The organism is Streptomyces sp. NPDC034085, assembly GCF_055575555.1.
Map to the genome: position 1 here is coordinate 26,611 of NZ_JBVISL010000019.1, position 15,618 is coordinate 42,228.

16 protein-coding genes and 2 pseudogenes are annotated in these 15,618 nt (G+C 70.0%); 10 read left to right on the forward strand and 8 right to left on the reverse strand.

Annotation, left to right across the window (positions count from 1 at the left end; translation table 11 throughout):
- Positions 1-2 precede the first annotated feature (2 nt).
- The 5 genes from ACZ501_RS34485 to ACZ501_RS34505 all read left to right on the forward strand — a co-directional run bounded on the left by ACZ501_RS34485 (position 3) and on the right by ACZ501_RS34505 (position 4,906).
- Positions 3-203, forward strand: coding sequence for a hypothetical protein (locus ACZ501_RS34485; protein WP_468800639.1), 201 nt, complete (start codon positions 3-5; stop codon positions 201-203).
- A gap of 119 nt (positions 204-322) precedes the next feature.
- The gene (locus ACZ501_RS34490) at positions 323-709 is read left to right on the forward strand and encodes a TadE family protein (protein ID WP_468800712.1); all 387 of its coding nucleotides are present in this window, start codon (positions 323-325) and stop codon (positions 707-709) included.
- A complete protein-coding gene (locus ACZ501_RS34495) occupies positions 706-1,167 on the forward strand; it encodes a TadE/TadG family type IV pilus assembly protein (protein WP_468800642.1) in 462 nt (153 codons plus the stop codon). The genes ACZ501_RS34490 and ACZ501_RS34495 overlap by 4 nt, the downstream gene beginning before the upstream one ends.
- Positions 1,168-1,170: 3 nt before the next feature.
- Positions 1,171-1,617, forward strand: a complete 447-nt coding sequence (locus ACZ501_RS34500; RefSeq protein WP_468800644.1) for a hypothetical protein — start codon at positions 1,171-1,173, stop codon at positions 1,615-1,617.
- Between the two features lie 28 nt (positions 1,618-1,645).
- The gene (locus ACZ501_RS34505) at positions 1,646-4,906 is read left to right on the forward strand and encodes a LysM peptidoglycan-binding domain-containing protein (protein WP_468800647.1); all 3,261 of its coding nucleotides are present in this window, start codon (positions 1,646-1,648) and stop codon (positions 4,904-4,906) included.
- A gap of 185 nt (positions 4,907-5,091) precedes the next feature.
- Here ACZ501_RS34505 and ACZ501_RS34510 read toward each other — a convergent pair whose 3' ends face one another.
- On the reverse strand, positions 5,092-5,475 hold the full coding sequence (locus ACZ501_RS34510) for a hypothetical protein (RefSeq protein ID WP_468800650.1): 384 nt from the start codon (positions 5,473-5,475) through the stop codon (positions 5,092-5,094).
- 71 nt (positions 5,476-5,546) lie between these two features.
- On the opposite strand from ACZ501_RS34510, the pseudogene ACZ501_RS34515 reads away from it, so the two are divergent.
- Positions 5,547-6,315: pseudogene (locus ACZ501_RS34515) on the forward strand (transposase).
- Positions 6,316-6,612: 297 nt separating this feature from the next.
- Here ACZ501_RS34515 and ACZ501_RS34520 read toward each other — a convergent pair.
- The 4 genes from ACZ501_RS34520 to ACZ501_RS34535 form a co-directional block, all read right to left on the reverse strand.
- On the reverse strand, positions 6,613-6,966 hold the full coding sequence (locus tag ACZ501_RS34520; protein ID WP_468800652.1) for a hypothetical protein: 354 nt from the start codon (positions 6,964-6,966) through the stop codon (positions 6,613-6,615).
- Positions 6,967-7,154: 188 nt separating this feature from the next.
- A complete protein-coding gene (locus ACZ501_RS34525) occupies positions 7,155-8,282 on the reverse strand; it encodes a glycosyltransferase family 4 protein (RefSeq protein WP_468800655.1) in 1,128 nt (375 codons plus the stop codon).
- Positions 8,279-9,586 (reverse strand): hypothetical protein, encoded by a 1,308-nt coding sequence (locus tag ACZ501_RS34530; RefSeq protein ID WP_468800658.1) that lies wholly within the window; start codon positions 9,584-9,586, stop codon positions 8,279-8,281. The genes ACZ501_RS34525 and ACZ501_RS34530 overlap by 4 nt, the downstream gene beginning before the upstream one ends.
- Positions 9,587-9,633: 47 nt before the next feature.
- Positions 9,634-10,890, reverse strand: coding sequence for a nucleotide sugar dehydrogenase (locus ACZ501_RS34535; protein ID WP_468800660.1), 1,257 nt, complete (start codon positions 10,888-10,890; stop codon positions 9,634-9,636).
- A 66-nt stretch (positions 10,891-10,956) separates the two neighbouring features.
- Here ACZ501_RS34535 and ACZ501_RS34540 point away from each other — a divergent pair, with 66 nt between their 5' ends.
- Positions 10,957-11,730: a glycosyltransferase family 2 protein gene (locus ACZ501_RS34540; protein WP_468800662.1), complete on the forward strand. Its 774-nt coding sequence runs from the start codon at positions 10,957-10,959 to the stop codon at positions 11,728-11,730.
- A gap of 12 nt (positions 11,731-11,742) precedes the next feature.
- Here the strand turns inward: ACZ501_RS34540 and ACZ501_RS34545 are convergent, their stop codons facing one another.
- The 3 genes from ACZ501_RS34545 to ACZ501_RS34555 all read right to left on the reverse strand — a co-directional run bounded on the left by ACZ501_RS34545 (position 11,743) and on the right by ACZ501_RS34555 (position 13,700).
- A complete protein-coding gene (locus tag ACZ501_RS34545) occupies positions 11,743-12,645 on the reverse strand; it encodes a TauD/TfdA family dioxygenase (protein WP_468800665.1) in 903 nt (300 codons plus the stop codon).
- Positions 12,646-12,716: 71 nt separating this feature from the next.
- Positions 12,717-13,154, reverse strand: coding sequence for a hypothetical protein (locus ACZ501_RS34550; RefSeq protein WP_468800667.1), 438 nt, complete (start codon positions 13,152-13,154; stop codon positions 12,717-12,719).
- Positions 13,155-13,268: 114 nt separating this feature from the next.
- Positions 13,269-13,700, reverse strand: coding sequence for an ATP-binding protein (locus tag ACZ501_RS34555; RefSeq protein WP_468800670.1), 432 nt, complete (start codon positions 13,698-13,700; stop codon positions 13,269-13,271).
- Between the two features lie 190 nt (positions 13,701-13,890).
- Between ACZ501_RS34555 and ACZ501_RS34560 the strand changes: the two genes are divergently transcribed.
- The 3 genes and pseudogenes from ACZ501_RS34560 to ACZ501_RS34570 form a co-directional block, all read left to right on the forward strand.
- Positions 13,891-14,796, forward strand: a complete 906-nt coding sequence (locus tag ACZ501_RS34560; protein WP_468800672.1) for a helix-turn-helix domain-containing protein — start codon at positions 13,891-13,893, stop codon at positions 14,794-14,796.
- Entirely contained in the window at positions 14,793-15,014 is a 222-nt protein-coding gene (locus ACZ501_RS34565; RefSeq protein WP_468800675.1) for a DUF397 domain-containing protein, read from the forward strand. Before ACZ501_RS34560 ends, ACZ501_RS34565 begins: the two co-directional genes overlap by 4 nt.
- A gap of 237 nt (positions 15,015-15,251) precedes the next feature.
- Positions 15,252-15,601: pseudogene (locus ACZ501_RS34570) on the forward strand (hypothetical protein); the annotation flags it as partial.
- Positions 15,602-15,618 lie beyond the last annotated feature (17 nt).

The following is a 15,618-nucleotide window of genomic DNA, read 5'->3' on the forward strand; positions in this document are numbered from 1 at the left end:
TCATGACCAAGCTCGCCGTCCGCCTGTCCGTCGCCCTGCGCTCCCACTGGCAGGACATCAAGGAGCACAGCTCCAAGGACCGGGGCGACATCTCCATCACCACGATCATCATCTGGGTCGCCGCCGTCGCCGGCGCCCTCGTCATCGCCGGGACCATCGGCGTCGTGGTCACCAAGTACAACGGCAAGCTGTCCGGCATCTGACAGCCCGACAGCGACGCGAAACACAGAGAGGGGGAGTGGTGGCAGGACGCTGGGCCGGGGACCGGCCGAAGAGGTCAGGGCGCGTTCCCGGCAGCGCCGGCGCGTGCCGCTGGGGCCGGCTGCGGGGCGAGGCCGGGGACCGGGGTGAGGCGTCGATCCAGATGGCGATCGTGTTCCCGTTCGTCATCCTGATCACGGTCGCGGTCGTCCAGGCCGCGATGTGGTTCCACGCCCGCAGCATCGCCCTGACCGCCGCCCGTGAAGGCGTCGCCGCCGCCCGCGTCTACCAGGCCCCCGAAGGCGCGGGCGCCGCCCGGGCCCGCGAAGCCCTGGGACGGATCGCCGGCGACAGCCTCGCCTCCAGCGCCGTCAGCACCTCCGGCAGCAGCACAACCGAGGTCCGGGTGACCGTGACCGGCACGGCGCCCTCCCTGATCCCGGGCCTCTCGGGTCTGAGCGTCTCCCAGACGGCCGGGGCGCCCCGTGAACGGTGGACCACCCCATGACCCTCACCGCACAGGCGAGACGGTTGCTGGCCCTGGCCCGCCAGGACCGGGGCAGCGAGACCATCGCGGCCGCCATCGTGACCCCCCTGCTGATCATGCTGCTGTGCCTGGCCATCGCGGGCGGGCGGATCGTCACCTCCGGTGCGAAGATCGACGCGGCCGCCGAAGACGCGGCCCGCGCCGCCTCCATCTCCCGCACCTACGGCGCGGCCCAGTCCGAAGCGGCCGCCGCGGCCGCCCGCTCCCTTGACGACCAGGGCCTCCATTGCGCCTCCTCGAGCACCAGCGTGGACGTTTCCGGACTGGCCGTACCGATCGGGCAGGTCGGCACCGTCACCGTGACCATCACCTGCACCGTCGCCATGGCCGACCTGCTGCTCCCCGGTGTCCCCGGATCCAAGACCCTGACCAGCACGTTCACCTCCGTCGTGGACGCCTACCGCTCCCGGGAGGGCTGAGGCATGTACACCCCTCTCCGGCGGGCGGCCGGCCGTCTGCGCGAGGACCGGGGCGGGATCGCCGTCTACACCGCGATCACCACCGTGGCACTGCTGGCCATCATCGGCCTGGCCATCGACGGCGGCGGGAAACTCCGCGCGACCGAACGCGCGGACGCCGTCGCCATGGAAGCCGCCCGCGCGGCCGGTCAGGCCATCGACCCCGCCGCGGCCATCACCGGCACAGGAATCCGGGTCGACCCGGCCGCCGCCCAGGCCGCCGCCCAGGCCTACCTCGCCCGCACCGGCACCGAGGGCAGCGCGAGCCTGTCCGCCGACGGAACCCAGCTCACCGTCACCGTCCACGGCACCTATCCCACGGTGTTCCTGTCCATCGCCGGCATCGGATCCATGGACGTCACCGGCCACGCCAGCGCGCGCCTGCTGCACGGCGTCACCCAGCCCCAATAGCCCCACACTTCAGCGAGAAGGACCGGCGATGCCGAAGCCCACCCCCGACCGCACCCCGCCATCACGCCGGAGCGGCGCCCAGACGGCTGCCGCACTGCTGCGCGGCGTGCTGTCCCTGGCCGTTCTGGCCCTGCTGCTGGCCGGACTGCCCGTCCTGCTGTGGTGGGCCACCACCCTGGTCGGACCCCCCGGTGTGGCCGCGCTCTGGCACCTGCTGTCCACGGAGGACTCCGGGCAGGTGTTCCTGCTCGGCCTGGCCGTCGCCGGGTGGGTGGGGTGGGTGTGCTTCACCGGCGCGGTCCTCCTGGAGATCCCCGCCCAGCTCCGCGGCCGCACCGCCCCGCAGATCCGGGGCCTGGTCGGGCAGCGGGCCGCCGCCGCCCTGGTCGGCGCCGTCCTGCTGGCCCTGCCCACCGGAACCGCCCTCGCCGCCCCCACCACCGCCGCGCCCGCCGCCACCCCCACGGGCGTCACCGCCTCCCCCACACCCGGCGGCGCCGAGACCGCACCGCACAGCGCAGCGGCCGGCTCGTCGAGCACGGCCGTGACGTACACGGTCCGCGATCTGCGGCCCGCGGAAAGCCTGTGGTCCATCGCCCAGCAGACGCTCGGCAGCGGGGAGCGGTGGACGGACATCGCCGTCCTCAACGACGGCCGCACCATGGCAGACGGCACGGTCTTCGACGCCGAGCGGCCCATCCAGCCGGGATGGGTGCTCGCCCTGCCCGCCGGCGCCACCATCCCCTCCGCCCCGGCAACGGGCGCCGGCGCAGCAGGAGAGGGGAGCGCGCCGCACGGCGCCGGCCAGGTCCGGTACACGGTTCGCGACGGGGACAGCCTCTCCTCCATTGCGGCTGACCAGCTGGGCGACCCCGACCGCCATGAGGAGATCTTCGACCTGAATCAGGGCCAGCCTCTTCCCGGCGGCGACACCTTCAACAACCCCGATCTGATCTATCCCGGACAACAGCTCGCCCTCCCCCACACCGCAGGAACCGGGACCCCCGCCCCGTCCCCGCACACCCCCGAGCCCGGACCGGCCACGCCAGCGGCCACCGCCCCGGCGGCGACGGCGCCCCCGCAGACGGCGCCACCCGCCGCTTCGTCTTCCGCACCGGCCGCCGCGCCATCGGCCCAGCTCCCGACGCGGACACCTGCGGCCGCCTCGCCGGCCCCGAGCTCCTCCCCCGCCCAGACCCCATCCCCGAACGCCCCGCGTGCGCAGAGCGCCACGGCCGGCGTGAACTGGGCGGTGGTAGCGGGACTCGGGACGCTGCTGGCCGCGTCCCTGGCCGGCGCTCTGGGCGTGCGCCGGATTCTGCAACAGCGCCAGCGCCGCGCGGGTCAGACCATCGCCCAGGACAACGACCCCAACACCCTCGAACAGCTCCTGACAGCGGTCGGCGAGCCCGCCGGCGTCGAAGTCCTCGACCGCATCCTGCGCGCCCTCGCCCACCAGGCCGCCACCGACGAACGCGTGCTGCCCACCCTGCGCGGCGTGCTCCTGGCGGGCAAGGAGGTCCGGATGCTCCTGGACGAGCCAGCCGACCCCGTAGCCCCGTTCACCGCAGGGCCCGACAGCCGTACCTGGACCCTGGACCCCGCAGCCGTCCTCCCGGATCCCGAAGCCCTGAAAGACGTCGAGGCCCCCTATCCGGGCCTGGTCACCCTCGGCGCCTACCAGGACGGGCTCCTGCTGGCCGACCTGACCACCTGCGACATCCTCCTCCTGGACGGCACCCCGGAGGAGGTCCTCGAAGTCGCACGCGCTCTGGCCCTGGAACTGGGAACGTCCGGGTGGACCGACTACAGCGAGATCCTCACCGCCGGCCTCGGCAGCCGCCTGGCCAAGCTCCTGCCGCAGGGCCGGATCCGCACCATGCCCCACCTGCCGGCCGTCGCCGCCGACCTCGGCGAACTCCTCCTCGAAGCCCACCAGAGCGGCGAGCAGGTCCTGCCATGGCTGATGATCGGCGCCGGCGACCACGACGGGGAACACCTGGCCCAGCTGGCCGATGCTCTCGCTGCCGCCCGGAACCTGAAGACCGCCGTCGTCCTGCCTGCGAGTGAAGCGGCCCGGCGCGTCTTCCCCCACGCCGAGATCCTCGACGTCACGACAGGGCAGGAAGCCCTCCTCGCCCCGCTCGGCCTGCCCGTCACCCTGCAACGCATCACCGACGAGCAGTACCGGCAATACGTCCACGCCCTGCAGATCTCCACCCAGGACCCAGTACCAGCTTCCGGCGCATGGGAACTCGCCGAGAGCCACGACCAGGCAGCCGCCAGCGGCCAGCCTCTGACCCTACGGTCCACCACCGCCGATGCCCAGGACCCCGGCAACCCCTTCCCCGCACTCACCGCCGCCTCCCCAGCCACCGCTCCCCAACCCGCCGGCGACCAAGGCACCCCCGAAGCCATGCAGCCAGCAGCAGACGGGCCAGAAACGGCGACGGACACGGCAGAGCCCAACGAGACCGGCCAGGCCGCCACCAACAAGGCGCAAGTACCCACCCAAACCGCCGCCACCGTGCCCGCCCAGGCCACCGACGAGCAAGCACCTGTCCGCATCGACATGCTCGGCCCCCTGCGCATCACCGGCACCGCCGCCACCGCCCACGGCCCCCGCACCGCCGCCCTCGCAGCCCTCCTCCACCTGCGCCCCGGACGCGGCACCGAGTACCTGTGCCAGGCCATGGACCCCGTCAACCCCTGGTCCACCCGCACCCTGCACTCCCGGCTGTCCGAACTGCGCAACGTCCTCGGCCTCACCAGCGACGGCCTCCCGCTGCTTCCGCGCCCCAAAAACGGCGCCGGGTACGTCCTCCACCCCTCGGTCACCTCGGACTGGGCCGAGTTCAAAATCCTGGCCACCCGAGGACTGGCCGCCGGCCCCGGGGCCGGCACCGCCGACCTGGAAACGGCCATGGCGCTGGTCCGCGGCCGCCCCTTCGAAGGCCGGACCCTGCCCTGGGCAGACCCCGTCATCCAGGAAATGCTGGCGCGGATCACCGACACCGCCCACACCCTCGCCCGCTGGCACACCGACGGCGACACCCCCGACCTCGACGCCGCCCGCCGCACCATCCAGCGAGCCCTCGAGATCGAGGAAACCTCCGAAGTCCTCCACCGAGACCTCCTGCGCATCGAGTCGACTGCCGGCGACCACACCGCCGTACGGAAGGCCGTCGCACGCATCCAGCAAATGGCCCGCACCTACGACATCACCCTCGACGACACCACCGAGAACACCATCAACGAAGTCCTCTCCAGCTCTTCGTCACGCATCTAACGGGGAAGGCGGGCTCGGCCGGCACCAGCCACCGCTGGTGCCGTTCCCCAACGCGCCGCCAACATGGGCCAAGGCGCCCGGGAGGACCGCCTCGCTTACTGAAGGGCTCTATCCTGCGGCCGCGACGCCACCCGGACGCGGCCGCCTAAGGGCTGTCCCGTAAGTGGGTTCCGTGTTGGTGGGCTTCAGAGGAAGGCCAGCGGGACGTCCTTCTCGATGCAGAGCTGCAGGACGCCCGCCAGCTGGCGGGCGTCCTCGATGTGCTGCTGGAGGGGCTGGTCGCCTTCCTCCCGTGCCCACTGGTCGGTGATCTCCTCCAGCCGGACCAGAATCGACGCGCACTCGGCGGGCGAGAGGTCGTCACCGCCGGCATCTGAATGATCGAGGAGTGGCTCCAGAGCGGTGGACAGCTCGCTCCACGGGCGCTCGCCGCCGAATCCCCGCATCTCTGAGAGGACGAACCCCTCGGCCTCGGCCAGGCGCCGCCGGAACGCGGCAAAGCCGCTGTAGGACCAGGACGCATCCGGACTGCTGTTGTCTCCGTCGCCCGGGAAAAGAACCAGCCCCATGTGCCCTCCTGCTTGCCGCACACACAGGATCGAGGACATGGGTCAGCCTCGGCAACTGGGATGATCTTGGTGTGGCTGGTGTGATCACGGCGTCGGAGCCCTCCTGGATGCCCCCTTCACAGGGCTGAGCCCGCGTGCCTTCGGGAAGCTGGTGACGGTGCTGCGGCGGGAGGGTGCGGATGCGGTCCGCAAGGGCCGGCCATGGAGTCTTCCGCTGGAGGACCGGGCACTGCTGGTCGCGGCGTACCGGCGTACGAACTTGACGATGCGGCAGCTCGCCCCGCTGTTCGGGGTGTCGAAGTCGGCGGCGGACCGGATCATCGACCACCTCGGGCCGATGCTCGCGCTCCAGCCCCGCAAGCGGCTCGCCAAGGACACCGCGCTGACGTGGACGGCACCCTCGTGCCGGCCCGCGACCACACCATCGCCGCGCAGTCGAAGAACTACAGGTACTCCACCAACCACCAGGTCGTCATCGACGCCGATACCCGTCTGGTCGTCGTAGTCGGTCGGCCGCTCGCCGGGAACCGCAACGACTGCAAGGCGTGGGAGGAGTCCGGTGCCAAGGCAGCCGTCGGCAAGACCCTCACGATCGCCGACGGCGGCTATCCGGGCACCGGCCTCGTCATCCCGCACCGCCGCGAGCGCGGCCAGGCGGAACTCCCGAAGTGGAAAGCGGAGCACAACAAGTCCCACAAGCAGGTCCGGGCCCGCATCGAGCATGTCTTCGCGCGGATGAAGACATGGAAGATCCTCCGCGACTGCCGTCTGAAAGGCGAGGGCGTCCACCACGCCATGCTCGGCATTGCCCGGATGCACAACCTCACCCTCGCCGGATAGGTGAGCGGGCCACACGATCACAGAGCAGGCCCGAGGCGACTCGGAGATCATTTACGGGACAACCCTTAGCTGTATTGCCCAGTGAGGTTGGTGACGCGGCTGGCGGGTGGTTCACTTGATCTCACCGTGACGCGGGAGACGCACTGACGGGGCTCGGCCCGTCGGACCAGGGGCCCTGATGCGCTCGCTGCGGCCCGTCGGACGCCGCTCCATCGGCGGCCCGGGCTGGCGGGCCGGGCCGGTGCTGGCGTGCGTGCTTGGCGTCGGCGTCAGCCAGAGTACGGTCCTTCGGCTGGTCTACGCCTTGCCGGAGGTGGCCGTCGCTCGGGTGGTCGGCGTTGATGAGGACCCGACCCGCCACCGCCCCCTGCCAGCCGCCCCGCGGCTATGGATGTCGCCCCACCAGACGAACCGGCCCGGCCGACCGCTGCCGTCGGCTTCGGCCGGCTCGTACTCGGGGCGTTGCGTCGGCCCGAACTGGCCGTGGTCGGACATCAGCGTGGCGCTGTCCGCGCTCTCCTGCGGATCCCATCCTCTGACGTCGAGGAGCGTCCCGTCGAGCGGGCCGCCCACCAGCTTGACGTAGTCGTGGCCGAGCTTCGGGCGGGGGTCCGGCTCGTTCGGCTCCGACCCGTACCACCGCCGGTTCACGAAGCGTCCATCCGCGCAGCCTCCCACTCCCGAGCCTGCGCGTGGGCCGTGATGAACTGTCTGGCTCCGGACGGGTGACTGCCGGCTTGAAAGAGGATGGCCTGGTACAACGCTGTTGCCAGGGTCCGGGGGAGGTCGGCCGGTTGATCGGCCGGAGCTTTTCCGGCGCTGGCCGCCCGTCGGCCTCTCTACTGACGAGGCGGCCGGTCCCATGTCATGTGGAGCGTGAGCTCGCGAAGCTGGCGGCCGGTGGTAGCGATGTCGTATTGGCGCGCGTTGTGGAGCGCCTGCTTGGCCAGGGCGGTGCGCCAGCGGCGGTCCTGGCCCATCTCGTCCAGGTTCGCGGCCAGTGAGCGGGGGTCGCCAGGGACGTAGGGAACGCCCGCGTCCCCGACGGTGTGCCTCACGCCGGGGATGCCGGAGTAGATGATCGGAAGCCCGTGGGCTTGAGCTTCGATGAGGACGAGTCCGAACGCCTCCAGGCCGTTGGTTGTGAAGATGAAGGCGTCGAAGTCCGGCAGGCGGCGCCAGAGTTCTTGGCGGGGCAGAAACGGCTCGAAGCGGACACGTTCCCAAAGCCTGAGTTCGGTGACCCGTTGCCCCAGGTGCTCTCGAAGGGGTCCTTGCCCGATCACGGTCAAGCGGTGGGGCTGGTTGGTGAGCGCGAGGGCTTCGATGGCGGTGATCGTGGACTTGTTCTCGTCCAGACGCCCCGCGTGTACCAGAGACAGAGATCCGGTGCCGGTAGGCGGTTGATCGCGTACCCGGGCATCGCTCAGGGGGATGCCCCAGGGGAGGATGGTGAGCCGGTCGGTGAACCGGTGTCCTGTGAGGCGGTCGATGCGGTCGGCGAGGGCGGAGGTCGGGGCGACGATCACGGCGCTCGCGGCGGCGACTTCCATCAGTGTGTCGTGTTCCCGTGGGCTGCGCTCGGCCGCCATCACGTCGGGGCCGTGGGCGATGGAAATGATCGGAATGGCGCCAGCTGCCCGGGCGAAGGCCAGGCTCAGGGCGAATCCGACGTACTGAGCGTGGATGGCGTCTGGCTTGATGTTCTGGATGAGGCCATCCACTTCGCACGTCAGCTCGTCGAGGTAGCGGTCGAAGTTGGGGCCCTGTGGGCGCTTCGGGGTCGAGAGGGGGATGAGGCGGTCAAAGGATGCCGCCCATGGCTGGTCGACCGGGGCCCTGCCGAGGAAGGTCGTGTGTAGTTCCGGCATCGCGCCGTAGAGGTCGTGGACGAGAATCATGCTTCCGGACGACGGCGCAGAGGCGCGGTTGATGCCGGTGAGGAGGTTCAGGGCCTTGGTGGTCATGGGGCGACTCCATTGCGCTGACGGGGCGGCGCCCACCAGGAAGCGAGGTGCGGTGTGAAGTCGGCTTCGACCTCCTGGGTCGGATGCAGGTAGCCCTTCTCGTCCTGCTCCGCCGCCCACACCCTGACTGACGAGCGGGGGTAGACCGGGTTGATGCCGATCTCTCCCTTGGGGAGGATCCCGTTGAAGGGGGTGGGGATTCCTTCGCTGTTCCAGTAGTCCCACGCCTCAAGGGCTTTGGACTTCTCGAAGCAGTGGTACAGGTGCCGGTAGCGGGGCATGTAGCGGAGCTCGCGGAAGACCATCTGGCCAATCAGCCCGGGCGCGACTTTCTGGATCGTGCGGAGATCGGCTCCCCGGAAGGTGACTGATGCCGCGTCCTGGGACGGGTGCAGCGCGGTCCGGGCCAACAGGTGGGAGAGCCTTCGCCGGACGTACTCGGCGACTCCGGGGCCGAGGGCTGGTTCGATGCCTTCGATGAGCTGGACGAGCCGGTGGTGGCGCGGGTTGAAGCGGGCCAGGTCGAAGAGCCGTTCCATGCCATCCACGGCGGCGAAGGCGAGTCGCTTGTAAAGCCGGTTGTTCAGCTCTCCCACCTGGGCATAGGTCTTGGTCTCCGGTGCCGCAGAGTGGAGCATGAGGTACTCGGACAGGACCTCGAAGTACAGGTAGCCGAGGAACGGCACGTGGGTCACGGCGTCGGACAGCATGTCGATGAAGGCGGGCGCCGCAGTGGTGGTGTGGCCGGTGGCGTTGCGCAGGGCGGTGTCGAGGAAGGCGGCTGCGGTGCGCAGGCCGGCCAGGACGGCGCGGTCGAGTTGTTCGTTCTCGGCCGGGGTGAGGAAGCTCTGGTAGCGCAGGTAGGTGCGCAGGTGGATCCCGCCCAGGTGCAGGTAGTCGACGCCTTTGGGCTGGATCGAGGCGTCGGGGGTGACTTCGAAGACCAGGGGTCTGGTGGAGGGCTTGGTCTCCATCAGGTAGGCGCCGAGGTTGTGGGGGCGCAGTCCCTGACCCTGGCTGGTGAGGGGTGAGCAGTACAGGGCTCCGACCAGGCATCCGGTGGAGACGTGCAGCTGTCGGCTGATGCGGATGGCGTCGATGTCCTTGGTGGTGTGCAGCAGGTAGAGCGGCTTTCCGCTGAGGAGTGCTTCGGTCATGGCGGAGTGGCGGATCAGCCAGCCGTTGGGGGTGGAGGTTTCCAGGTGGTGGCGCCAGTCGGTTTCGGATTCGGCCAGCGAGGCGGGCATGCGGCGCTGCGCGGGCACGGTGTAGTCCGTGTGGGCGTGTTCCCATTCATCGCGCACGAGAACTCCTGGGGAGCGTCGACAGGGGGCTGGCGGAGTTCGAGGAGCTAAAGGGTTTCTACGTGCGGTCCGGACAGGCGGTTGCGGCAGTCCAGGACGTAAGGCGCGCGCTCGCCGATCATCGGAAGGTCGAAGGTGGCGTGGTCCATCAGGAGCACCACGGCGTCGGCGGCCGTGATCTCCTCCTCGCTCGCGTTGACAAGGGGCACGTTGAGCCTGGTGTGGTCGGCGGCCGGGACGTTGGGATCGGCGCCGAGGACCTGGGCACCGAGGTTGATCAGGAGTTCGGCGACACGGGTCGAGGGCGACTCGCGGAGGTCGGTGGCGTTGATCTTGTAGGTCAGGCCGAGCAGCAGGATCCGGGAGCCATTGACGGTCTTGCCTCGCTGGTCGAGCGCTTGCGCGACACGGCGAACGACGTAGTCGGGCATGTGGCGGTTCACGGCGTCGGCGAGTTCCACGAACCGGAAGGGGACGCCGAGCTCCTCCCGGATCTTCCAGGACAGAAACAGCGGGTCGACCGGCAGGCAGTGTCCGCCGACGCCCGGCCCCGGGGTGAACCGTGTGAAGCCGAAGGGCTTGGTCGCGGCGGCGTCGATCGCCTCCCAGATGTTCACGCCGAGACGGTCGGTCAGGGTGGCCAGCTCGTTGATCATGGAGATGTTGATGAGCCGGAAGGTGTTCTCGATCAGCTTGGCCAGCTCGGCGACCTTGGGCCCGGACACCGGCACCGTGGTCTCGAAGATGCTGTCGTAGAAGCCCTTGATCACACCGAGCGATTCGGCGTCGATGCCGGATACCACCTTTGGCGTCGTCTCGAACGACCACCTCTTGTTGCCCGGGGCGATCCGCTCGGGGCTGAAGCCAGCGTGGAAGTCGGCCCCAGCCTTGAGGCCCGACGCCTCCTCCAGGACCGGGAGCAGCAGCTCCTCGGTGGTGCCGGGGTAGGTCGTGGACTCCAGGACGACGGTCGCGCCGCGGCGGAGATGCTCGCCAAGGGTCCGGGCGCAGGACTTGATGTAGCTCAGGTCGGGCACGCTCTCGCGCAGCGGGGTCGGCACCGTAATCACCGCGATGTCGAAGCCCGCCAGCGCGGCCTCGTCGACGGTCGCCGAATAGGCTCCGCTGTCCAGCACGACGCGGAGCCGCGAGGAGGGTACGTCGTGGACATACGAGTCGCCAGCGGTGAGCCGCCGGACGCGGTCCAGGTCGACGTCGTAGCCGACGACGCGGTGACCGACCTCCGCGGCGCGCACGGCCAGGGGGAGTCCTACGTAGCCTTGACCTGCGACAACGATCTGCATGGCAGCTCCTACTCGGTTGCGGTGCTTGAATGGGGGGTCGTTCCTGGTCTGGCAAGGAGAAGCGCTGTGCCCCTGGTGTCTGTCGTGATGCCCGTGTACAACTCGGCGGCGACCCTCGGTGCGGCCGTCCGATCGGTGCTCACCCAAACCCACAGCGACCTGGAGCTGCTGGTCACCGACGACCAGTCCTCCGACGGCTCCATGGACCTGCTCACGGAGTTCGCCCGCCACGACGAGCGCGTCCTGCCGGAGCGGGCGCCCGAACAGGGCGGCGCAGGCCGGGCCCGCAACCGTGCGATGGAGCGGGCGCGCGGGGACTACATCGCCTTCCTCGACAGCGACGACATGTGGCTTCCGGAGAAGACCGAGAAGCAGCTCGCCTTCGCCGCTCAGGCCACCGCGCCGCTGACCTTCACCTCGTACTTCAAGATGGACGCCGACTACGACGGCGAGAGCACCGACTGGGTCCCCAACGGGCGCGTGGTCCGTGCCCGGGAGCACGTGGACTACCGCGCGATGCTCGTCCGAGACCACATCGGAGCTCTCACCGCCATGTACGACCGCAATGTCCTGGGCACGAGGCTGATGCCGGAGATGCGCAAGCGCCAGGACTACGCCCTCTGGCTGTCGATCATGCGGGACGGCGCCGACGCCCGCGGTCTGGCCGAGCCGCTCGCGGTGTACAGGGCCCACCAGGCGGGATCCCTGTCCTCCAACAAGCTCTCGCTCGTCCAGTACAACTGGTCGCTGTACCGCGACCACGAGCATCTGTCGGTCCCGAGGGCGACGCGGGCACTGGCCGGCGCTGTGTGGCAGTCGGTGCGCAACTCCCGCATTTAGCCTGGCGGCCGGCTATGCGGCCGAGTCGGCTCCGGACGGCGTGCGGAGGAACAGCTGGAGGAGCAGTCGGCGGTCCGCGACCGCGATGTTCTCCTGGCCGCTCTGGAGTGCCTCCCGGCCGTGCAAGAAGCGGCGCTGGTTCACGATGAGGTAGTCACCGGGCTGGAGCATGAAGGAGACCTGCGCCCGCACGAGCTCCTCGGCCAGCGCCCGGGCGGCGTCGGCGTGTGCCTGGCTGAGCTGGGACCGCTCCAGCATTTTGGCGGTGAACCGGACGAAGCCCTCCCCTGGGCTGCCGTCCAGGATCGGGAACGGCTTGTGCTCCTCGCCCACGCCGTGCAGGTCGAAGAAGGTCCCGTAGTGGTAGGCCGACTCGGCCAGGAGGGCACGGTGGTCGTCCGACAGCCGGGCCACCGCCGCGTGGGCGTCGGAGAGGATGCTGGGGCCGCCGCCGAGCGGGTCGGGGCGAACGCACAGCAGCGTGGTGTAGTCCGGGGGCAGGGTCGCGTTCACCAGGTCCATGTGGAAGGCGTTGTAGCCGATGCCGCTGGACTTGCCGGGATCCTTGTCGGTCTTGACGCCGATGTCCTTCCACAAGGGCCACCGCGGGAAGGGCGAGAAGGGGATGGCCACCTCGGCCGCGAAGGCCGTCGCCAGTCGCAGGAACCGGTCGTCGTCAGCCGTCCCCAGCGCGTTGGCCAGGTTGCCCAGACGCAGCACGGCGTATCCGCCGGCCTCGCCGGTCAGGGCGTGGCGCAGGATCGCGGTGGTCTCCTCGAACCGCGGGGCCGCGGTCATCTCGGTCCGGTAGTCCTCCATGGTGGACTTCGCCAGGGCCGGCCCGTCCAGCTTCCACGTCGGCAGGGTGAGGTCGATCAGAGCGGCTTCGAGCTCGCTCGGGATGTCGATGAACACGAGGGTCTCCTTCTCTCTAGGGTTGTCTGGGGTGGTGTTCGAGTGCTGGTGGCATTCGGGTGTCGAGGGGGTCAGCGCCTGTGCTTCTCCCTGCTCCACTCACGCGGGGCCGCTCGGCGCAGGGCGAGGGATCCGGTCAGGACTCGCTCCTGCGGAGCCCTCGGATCGGGTTCCAGGCTGACCGCGACCAGTGCGCCCCCACCGCCGTGGGCGGCGCAGGGCCACAGGACGTTCCTCACGGGGAAGTGGAGGACGTCACGAGGGTGCCTGTAGTCCAGGTACCAGTTCCCGCCGATGTCGTAGACGTACTCGTTGCTGCGTCGGAAGTGGCGGCCGTAGCGGAGCCCGAGCAGGGTGCCGATGGCGGTCATCGCCTTCTCCACGCTGGTGTTTCGCGCTTGGGCGTGCGGGTGGTACAGCGTGACGATCGGTGTCCCGTAGGTCGTCACGATGGTCTGCACCGCGATCCCGGGGAGGAACTCGGGCGGGGGCGGGCTGAAGGAGGGCACGGGCGACTTCCAGGCATCATGGGGTCGGATAGGGAAGGGGCGCGCAGCGGCTCTGCCGCGAGGCTTCAGGACATGCGACGGCTGCGCCGTCGCATGCGGACTTGCGCGCGGTGACTACGGCCGGGGAAGGCTCCATCGAAGGTCGGCCCACACGCGCTTGCCCCAGTTGAGGGGCTCCTGGCCGTGGGCGTCGGCCAGAGCGGTTACGAGGCGGAGGCCGCGGCCATACTCGGCGTCGTATTCCATGGCCGGGGGCTCGGGGACGAATGTCTTGTTGGTGTCGATGACGGCGACCCGGACGCAGCGGGCTTCCAGCCGGACGACGGTGATGCGGAAGCTGGCCACGTTCGCGTGCTGGACGGCGTTGGTGGCGAGTTCGGAAGCGATCAGGCCGACGTCGTCAGCCAGCCCCTCCAAACTCCAGGCGGTGACGGCGAGTCGGACCAGGCGGCGGGCTCTGCCGACGGATTCCGGCAAGGCGGGGAGGGTCTCCGTGTAGGCGGGGAGCCCGGTGGCATCGGTGGTGGGTCGCGCGTGAAGGGTCATGGTTTCGGCTTTCAGGCCGGTTGCGGGCATGACTTTGTGTAGCTGCACGGGGGCTTTTCGTGAGCATTTACCGTGTGAGCGGTAGCCTGCTCCTTTCGGCGCCCATCGCGCAACAAGGAGCACCGACTCGCCGAAACTTGGCATATGCCTGGGCTGTTGGGGCGCTCCTGGCTGTGGGATGCTGCGCCGCATGACGCAGACACGCGCAACAGAGGCGCAACCTCGCGCCTCGCGGAGGAAGGCACCTGCGCTTTCGGTGAAGGCGCGGCGGGCGGCGGCGATGGTCACGGCGTGGAGGGAAGCCGCAGGGCTGACGCTCCGGCAGGCCTCAGAGGGCGCGGCGATCGACTTCACTCGCCTGTCCAGGCTGGAGAAGGCCAAGTACCACATGGGAGAAGCCGACGTCCTTCGGCTGGCAGCCGCATACAAGATCACAGACCCGGTGGCGGTGCGGGCGGTGGCCGCTGCGGCGGAGACTCCGCCCGGATCGAGCTGGACGGCGCCCCACGCCCGGCATCTGTCGCAGTCCTTCGTGGACTTCATCGAGCTTGAGGGCGACGCCGTGCTGCTGCGGCTGATGCACCCGGTGGTCGTTCCCGGTCTGCTCCAGACCCCCGGCTACGCGCGGGAACTGATCGGCAGGTCTCAAGAACAGCTCGCGGAGCGGGCCGAGACCCTGGTCGCAGTCCGGCTGGGCCGCCAGGAGGTGCTATCCCGCGCGGGCAAGGGCGTGGAACTTCACGCCTTGGTGCACGAGGCAGCGCTCCATGCGCATCTCGGAGACGACGGGACGGTGATGTCCGACCAGGTGCGTCACCTGCTGGACCTCGGGAGCCGGCCGGGCATCACAATCCAGGTTGTGCCGCTCTCGACGCACCCGGCCTACGGGTCGAACGGCGGGCTGACGCTGCTGGAGTTCGCGCACCCGTGGGCGCCGGTCGCATCGGTGGACTCGGCGACGGGCGGGAAGCACACCGAGGACCCGCGCGAGGTCGAACTACAGGCCGCCGGGTTCGACTTCACCGCGTCAGCCGCTCTTCCCGTGGATCAGTCCCGGGATCTTCTGGAAACCCATCTCGAAAGGCTCAAAGCATGAAGCTCAGCCCCTCCCAGCTCGCGGCCCTGCACTTCTTCAAGTCGTCATACTCGGGTAACGATCAAAGTCAGTGCGTGGAGGTCGCACCGCTCGTGCCCATCGGGCTGGAGGGCGTGGCCGTGCAAGACACGAAGGTGGAGGGCGGCCCAGTGATCGTAGTCTCTCCGGCCGCGTTCAAGCTGTTCGTCGGCTGCACGGCCCGGGGCTGCATGAGGTAGGTGTTCCGGCGCGGGTGTGCCTCCGCCTGCTCGGCCTCGAGCCTGCCCGTCGCCGGGTTCCACCGAGTCCTTCGCCAACTACGGGTGTCCCTGTCCTGAGGCAGCCGCAGCCCCCTCGGAACACCCCGAGGCCCCTGCCGCACACGGCAGGGGCCTCGGTCAGATCTCGGCCGGCGGCGACGTGCGCGCCCGCCTGTGCGTCTCTGGGCCGGCCGTCGCGTCCCGCGCTGCCGGCGGATCAGCGACGTGTACGGCGGCACCGCCGGGGTCGCGACCGTCGAGGACATCGTGGAGGAGGTCGTCGGCGAGGTCGCGACGAGCACGACCCGATCGAGGTCCCCGACCTCATCGAAGTCCCTCCCGAGCAGGACGGCCGCAAGGTCTGGGAGGTTGCAACCATCAGCCAGCTGGTCACCATCGTTCCAGTGCCGGAAGGAAGTGCGCTGGTAGCCGGTCCGGTCCTCGACCCCGAGGGGGAGCGCGGAGACCGCGACCCCCATCGGCAGCACCTGCGGCACGACGGCCGGGCGCTCGGCGGCGAGCGCGGTCGTTACGGGGAAGGACAGGGCGAGAGCAGCGACCGCTGACACGGCCCGCATCAAGA